This is a genomic window from Cupriavidus sp. R6-3 (genome assembly GCF_059772245.1).
On record NZ_JCBAJO010000011.1, the window covers coordinates 45,862 to 52,562 of the forward strand.

Sequence of the window (6,701 nt, forward strand, 5' to 3'; positions counted from 1 at the left end):
GCCCCGGCTCGTTTGCAAGCGCCGTGCCATCGATGGCTGCATCACGGCACGACGCGACAGCGCAGCGGCGTCATGCCGCCGGTTTCCAGTATTCGCGACCGACTCCCTGCCACAGCGCGCGACAGGCATGCTCGGCCTCACGGCATACCTCGTCGAGATCCACGCGCGTCGGCACGCCATCGTTCACCAGCACCTCGCCATCGACGACGACCATCCGGACATCCCTGCCCTGGCCGTTGTGAACCAGGTTGCCGAGCGGATTGACCAGCGGGACCAGATGCGGCCGCGCGAAATCCAGCATCACGAGGTCCGCGCGCTTGCCGACCTCCAGCGTGCCGATGCGGTCCGCCAGCCCGAGCGCACGCGCGCCGCCCATGGTCGCCATCTCGAACACATGGCGCGGCTGCCAATCGTCATCGACGCCGCCACGCTGCACGCGCGCCGTGACCAGGGCCCAGCGCATCAACTCGATCATGTCCGCATGCTGCGTATCGGTTGCCAGCGCGATATTGATGCCGGCGCGCTTGATGTCGGGCGTCGGTGCAAGGCGGCCGGAGGTCGCATTGCACTTGGGGATGTGGACCACATGTGCGCCCGCCCGCGCGAGCCTCTCGATGTCGTCTGCCGTCACATAGATGCAATGGCCGCCCATCAGACGCGGCGTCAGCAGTCCGGTCTCGTCCAACACTTCGGTTGAAGTGCGTCCCGTGCGTGCCTTCACCCGCTCGACTTCCACGACGCTCTGGCCGAGGTGCATGTTCACCCGCATGTCGCGCTGCTGTGCCAGCGCGGCGATCTCGCGCAGGAAGCCGTCGGAACAGGTGTCGACGGCGTGAGCGGCGAGCTGGACCTGGACGCGATCGTTTCCCTGCCAGCGGGCCGCCAGGTCCAGGGCCGCCTGCAGCGTGCGGGATCCGATCGCCGCGTCGTAGTGCCAGCGGCCTTCGGCGACCTGCGCGAAATCGACATCGTGGATGCGCCAGCTCGGCGCGAGCCGCACGCCGAGTTCGGCCATGGCCTCGGTGGTCACGTCGGCGTGCACGAAGTTGTCGCCGATCAGCGTGGAACCGAACAGCATCGCCTCGAGCGCGCCGAGCCGCGCCAGCGCGCGGGCCTGCTCCGGATTGACCTGCGTGCCCTTCGGAATTCCCGGCGTATAGGACGGCGCGAAGCCCGCGTCGGCGGCCACGCCGCGCACCATCGACAGGATCGCGTGCGTATGGACGTTGACGAGCCCCGGGATCAGCACCTTGCCGGTCGCGTCGACGACGCGCCGGACCTGGGCGCCTTCGGGCAGCGCGTTGCCGATATAGGCGATCGAGCCGTCGCGAACGGCAAGCGTCATGCCGCGCTGCGCGACGTCGGCACCGGCCGCGGTACCGAGCAATGTGGCGCCGGTGAATACAAGGTCGAACACGGGCGGTGACTGCAGGAATTCGGTCGTCATGGATGGGTCTCGTTTCGAAGGGATCACGGTCGCTTCTGGTGCGGGCGCCTGTTGATGGCGCATTCATGGCGCACCGATGGTGCACCGCATGCACCATTACCGCACAACAATTTTGCTGCAGTTTGGTTAACCATTCTGGTTGACGATAACCCGGAACGCAAGAATAATTCGGCCATCGGTCCGCCACGCCGGCCGCTCGCGCACGTCCCACGGATGAGTACCGACCCTTCGCCCGACATCGAGCAACGCCTCTATCAATCGATTGCCAGCGCATTGATGGCCGGCAAGCTGCGCCCCGGCATGCCGTTGCGGGAGCGCAATCTCGCGGAACTGTTTGGCACCACGCGCGGCGCGGTGCGAAAGGTGCTGGCTCGACTGGGGCAGGAAGGCAAGCTCGAACTGCTGCAGAATCGCGGCGCCTTCGTACCGCAGCCGTCGCCGGAAGACGTGGCGGACATCTATGGCGCGCGCGCCATCGTCGAGGCGGGGCTCGTTGCCGCGCTGGCCATGCGCCTGACCCAGCGCGGTGGCCGTGGTGCCCTGGCACGGCTCAAGTCCCATGTGGAGGCCGAAGAGGCGGCATGCCGGGCGCAGGACCGCGAAACGTCGGTGCGCCTGGCCGGCGAGTTCCACCTGAAACTGGCCGAACTGGTGGGCAACGACTCGCTGCTGCGCTATCTCGAGCAATTGATCGCTCGCACACAACTGTTCGTCGCGCTCTACGAGGCGCGGGACGAGAGCCATTGCGCGCCGGACGAGCACCGCCGCATCGTCGCCGCGCTCGACAAAGGCGACGTGGCCGCGGCGATTGCGACGATGAGCAGCCATCTGGCCGACGTCCAGGCGCGCGTGCTGGCGCATATGGCGCCGACGGCCGACATCGATCTGGCCGACGTGCTCGGCGCCCCGCTGGCCTGATCGTGCGCTTCGTTCTGCTCAACCCCAATGCCAGCGTCGAGATGACGGCGCGCATGTGCGCGGTGGCGCGCGAGGCGATCGGCCCCGGTCACACGCTCGACGGGCACCACAATCCCGACGGCCCGGCGGCCATCCGTTCCGCGGCCGACAACGCGCTGGCGGTGCCGGGCCTGCTCGCCCTAGGCGCCAGACATCTGCACCGGTGCGACGCGGCGATCCTCGGCGTGTCGATGGACACCGCGCTCGGCGAGCTCCGCCGGCAGGCGACGATCCCCGTCGCCGGTGTCACCGAATCGGCCATGCTGCTCGGCTCCCAACTCGGCGCGCCCGTCGGATTGATTACGGTCGGTCCCGACCTGGTGCCGCTGTATCGCGACCTCGTGCGGCAGTACGGGTTGGGCAGCCGCCTGGCCGGCATCATCGGCATCGAAGCGCCGGGGGCCTACGGCGGGGCGACCGACACTAGCGTGGCCGACAAGCTGCGCGATGCCGTGCGCACCTTGCATCGCGCCCATGGCGCACGCGTGGTGGTCACCGTCGCCGCCGCGCTGTGCGGCTACGTGAACCTGCGCGATACCGACGTGCCGCTCTACGACGGCATCGCTTGTGCCGCCTTGCAGGTATTGGCGCTGGCGCGGCTGCGCCAGGCCTCTCTTTCTTCGGCCGGCTGACCCCTCGTTTTCCCTAGCCCCTCGTCCGTCGACGGCGGGCCTCACGCGGCCGCGCTGCGCTGCGGCCATCTCCCACCCCACCCCGCAAACCCTTTCCCCGCTTGGCCTGCACGTCCGCGGCCGTGCCCCGAAACCGTGCGCCGCACCAATAGCCGGCATGCACATGCACCACTTTCGTCAAACAATTTTGGTCTTGATTGTATGGCGGTTATTGGACTACTGTACGGGACAGTGAGACGCCATGCGAGGGCCGTGCCGACGGCACGGAAGCGGCAGTCCCACCCACTACGCCAACATGCCAACCGCCGACAGGCGGCCCCCTCCGGAGGAGAACGCATCATGCAAGCAGTCAGTGTCGACGCAACCGCGCGTGCCGCGCAGGACCGTCCCCAGTCGGTCGCGCGGGTCGCGGGCGCCAGCGTGGCGGGGACCACGCTGGAGTTCTACGACCACTTCATCTACGGATCGGCCGCCGCGCTGGTCTTTCCGAAGCTGTTCTTCCCGCAGAGCGATCCGCTGACCGCGACGCTGCTGTCCTTCGCCAGCTACGGCGTCGCGTTTGTCGCGCGGCCGCTTGGCGCGGCGATCTTCGGCCACTTCGGCGACAAGTTCGGCCGCAAGTCCGTGCTGATCGTCACGCTGCTGATGATGGGCCTGGCGACCTTCGGCATCGGGCTGCTGCCGACCTACGGTAGCGTCGGCATGCTGGCGCCGCTGCTGCTGGTGCTGCTGCGGGTGATCCAGGGCCTCGCGCTGGGCGGCGAGTGGGGCGGCGCGGCCATCATGGTCAACGAGCTCGATCCCGAAGGCAGGCGCCGAGGGCTGCTCGGCAGTCTGGTGCAGCTGGCCGCGCCGATCGGGCTGCTGCTGGCCAACGGCGTCTTCGCGCTGGTGACGTGGATGGTGTCGGAAGAGGCGTTCCTGAGCTGGGGATGGCGTGTGCCCTTCCTGCTGAGCGCGTTGCTGGTCGGCGTCGGCATGTACATCCGCGCCAATGTGCGCGAGTCCGCGGTGTTCGAGAAGGCCGAAGCGCAGCACGCCGAAGCGCGCGCGCCGATCGCCGAAGTGCTGCGTCACTACAAGAAGCAGCTGCTGATCGCATTCGGCGCGCGCCTGGGCGGCGATATCGCCTTCTACGTCTTCACGCTGTTCCTGCTGTACTACGTGCCGACCAAGCTGGGCCTGCCCAAGAGCATCGCGCTCAATGCCGTGCTGCTTGGCGCCGTCGCGCAGATTCTGTTCATCCCCGTCGCGGGCCTGCTGGCCGACCGCATCGGCCGCCGCCCCGTGCTGATGATCGGCGGCATCGGCGGCGCGCTGTGGGCATTCGGCTTCTTCGCGCTGGTGCATACGCTGAGCCCGGCGCTGATCATGCTGGCCTCGTTCATCGGCATGGTGCTGGTGTCCTTCATGTTCTCGCCGCTCGCGTCGTTCCTGCCCGAGCTGTTCGCCACGAAGGTGCGGGTCACCGGCGCCTCGCTGGGCTTCCAGTTCGCCGGCGTGTTCGGCGGCGCGCTGGCCCCGCTGATCGCCGTCGGCCTGCTGGACCGCTTCGGCAGCAGCACGCCGGTCGCCATCTACCTGGCCGTGGTATGCGTGCTGATCGCCGTCGCCGCGGGCGTGGCACGCGAGACCGCACGGGCCCGCCTGTCCGACCTCGGCAACGAGGCCGCACGCTGAACGAGCGCCGCGTGTGCCGCGCCAGAACAACAACCGTAATGAGATACCCGTGAAACAGTTCGACCTTCTGATCCGCAATGGCACGGTGGTGACCGCCAGCGACACCGTGCAATGCGACATCGCGATCGCCGGCGGCCGCATTGTGCAGCTCGGCCACGACCTCGGCAGCGCCCACGAGGAGATCGATGCGAGCGGCAAGCTGGTGCTGCCGGGCGGTGTCGATGCGCATTGCCACCTCGACCAGCCGATGCCCGACGGCCTGAAGATGGCGGACGACTTCGAGTCGGGCACCATCTCGGCCGCGTGCGGCGGCACCACCACCGTGATTCCGTTTGCGGCACAGGAAAAGGGCCAGTCGCTGCGTGCCGCCGTGGCCGACTACCATCGACGGGCCGAAGGGCGCGCCGTGGTGGACTACGCCTTCCACCTGATCGTCTCCGATCCGACCGAGACGGTACTGCGCGACGAGCTGCCCTCCCTGATCCGCAAGGGCTACACGTCGTTCAAGGTCTACATGACCTACGACGACCTGAAGCTTAACGACCGCGAAATCCTCGACGTGCTGACGGTGGCGCGCCAGGAAGGCGCGCTGGTAATGATCCACGCGGAGAACTCCGACTGCATCGCCTGGCTGACCGACCGGCTGGAGGCCGAGCAGAAGACCGCGCCGCGCTTTCATGCCATCGCGCGGCCGATGGCGATCGAGCGCGAGGCGACGCACCGCGCCATCACCTTCTCGGAACTGGTCGATGTGCCGATCCTGATCGTCCATGTGTCGGGGCGCGAAGCGGTCGAGCAGATCCGCTGGAGCCGCGCCCGCGGCATGAAGATCTTCGCCGAGACGTGCCCGCAGTACCTGTTCCTGACGGCATCGGACCTCGACCAGCCCGGCTACCATGGCGCGAAATGCGTCTGCAGCCCGCCGCCGCGCGACCGCGCCAACCAGGAGGTGATCTGGGACGGCGTGGCCGATGGCCTGTTCACGATCTTCTCGTCGGACCATGCGCCGTTCCGCTACGACGATCCGCAAGGCAAGCAGCCGGGCGGGCAGGAGGTGCCGTTCCGCTATATTCCGAATGGCATCCCCGGGCTGGAGACGCGGCTGCCGCTGCTGTTCTCCGAGGGCGTCGGCGGCGGGCGCATTTCGCTGAACCAGTTTGTCGCGTTGACGTCGACCAACCCCGCCAAGCTCTACGGACTGCATCCGCGCAAGGGCACCATCGCGATCGGCGCGGACGCCGATCTGGCGATCTGGGACCCGCAGCGCGAGGTGGTCATCCGCAACGCCGACCTGCATCACGCGGTCGACTACACGCCGTACGAAGGCACGCGCGTCAAGGGCTGGCCGGTCACGACGCTGGTGCGCGGCAAGGTCGTCGCGCACGAGGGCAGGATGCAGGCGACGGCGGGACACGGCGAATTCCTGCCGTGCGCGCTGCCGGAGATGGCAAAGCCGCGTTACCGGACTTCGGGAGGAAGCCTTTGATGCCCCATCCGAATCGCAGTCGGCAGGACAGCGGCCATGACCGCGATGCCGCGCCGCCGTACCCGAACGCCTCTGGCATCGCGGCCCAGGTCAACGCCGGCGAGCTCGATCCCGGCGCGGTGGTGTCGGCGTTCCAGGCACGCATCGACGCGCGCAACGGTGAACTCAATGCCGTCTTCGAGGAGCGCCGCGATCTGGTCGAGGCCGACGTCGCGCAACTGCGCGGACGCCTGGCCGCCGGCGAACGGCCGCCGCTCGCCGGCGTGCCCGTGATTGTCAAGGACGTGGTGTGGGTGCGCGGCCGCCGCGTGACCCAGGGCTCGCTGCTGTACCGCCACTTCGTCGCGCCCGAGGACGCCATCGCGGTCGAGCGGCTGCGCGCGGCCGGCGCCATCGTGCTGGGCATGGGCAATACCTCGGAATTCGCCTGCAAGGGCCTGACCACCAACAAGGTCTACGGGCTGACGCGCCATCCGCAGGACACCGCGCTGACGGCCGG

The 6,701-nt window shown here is 68.4% G+C and carries 6 protein-coding genes; 5 read left to right on the forward strand and 1 reads right to left on the reverse strand.

The window, feature by feature from the left end; all coding sequences use genetic code 11:
- Positions 1 to 70: 70 nt before the first annotated feature.
- Positions 71 to 1,447 (reverse strand): amidohydrolase family protein, encoded by a 1,377-nt coding sequence (locus AC6EI8_RS04205; protein WP_498381348.1) that lies wholly within the window; start codon positions 1,445 to 1,447, stop codon positions 71 to 73.
- 54 nt (positions 1,448 to 1,501) lie between these two features.
- Here AC6EI8_RS04205 and AC6EI8_RS04210 point away from each other — a divergent pair, with 54 nt between their 5' ends.
- The 5 genes from AC6EI8_RS04210 to AC6EI8_RS04230 form a co-directional block, all read left to right on the forward strand.
- A complete protein-coding gene (locus AC6EI8_RS04210) occupies positions 1,502 to 2,365 on the forward strand; it encodes a GntR family transcriptional regulator (protein WP_498381349.1) in 864 nt (287 codons plus the stop codon).
- A gap of 2 nt (positions 2,366 to 2,367) precedes the next feature.
- The gene (locus AC6EI8_RS04215; protein ID WP_149318526.1) at positions 2,368 to 3,036 is read left to right on the forward strand and encodes an aspartate/glutamate racemase family protein; all 669 of its coding nucleotides are present in this window, start codon (positions 2,368 to 2,370) and stop codon (positions 3,034 to 3,036) included.
- 339 nt (positions 3,037 to 3,375) lie between these two features.
- Positions 3,376 to 4,716: an MFS transporter gene (locus AC6EI8_RS04220; RefSeq protein ID WP_149318527.1), complete on the forward strand. Its 1,341-nt coding sequence runs from the start codon at positions 3,376 to 3,378 to the stop codon at positions 4,714 to 4,716.
- A gap of 49 nt (positions 4,717 to 4,765) precedes the next feature.
- Positions 4,766 to 6,202 (forward strand): dihydropyrimidinase, encoded by a 1,437-nt coding sequence (gene hydA, locus AC6EI8_RS04225; protein ID WP_498381350.1) that lies wholly within the window; start codon positions 4,766 to 4,768, stop codon positions 6,200 to 6,202.
- Positions 6,202 to 6,701, forward strand: a 500-nt coding sequence (locus tag AC6EI8_RS04230; protein ID WP_498381351.1) for an amidase family protein, incomplete at its 3' end; no start/stop codon positions are given. The genes hydA and AC6EI8_RS04230, both read left to right, overlap by 1 nt.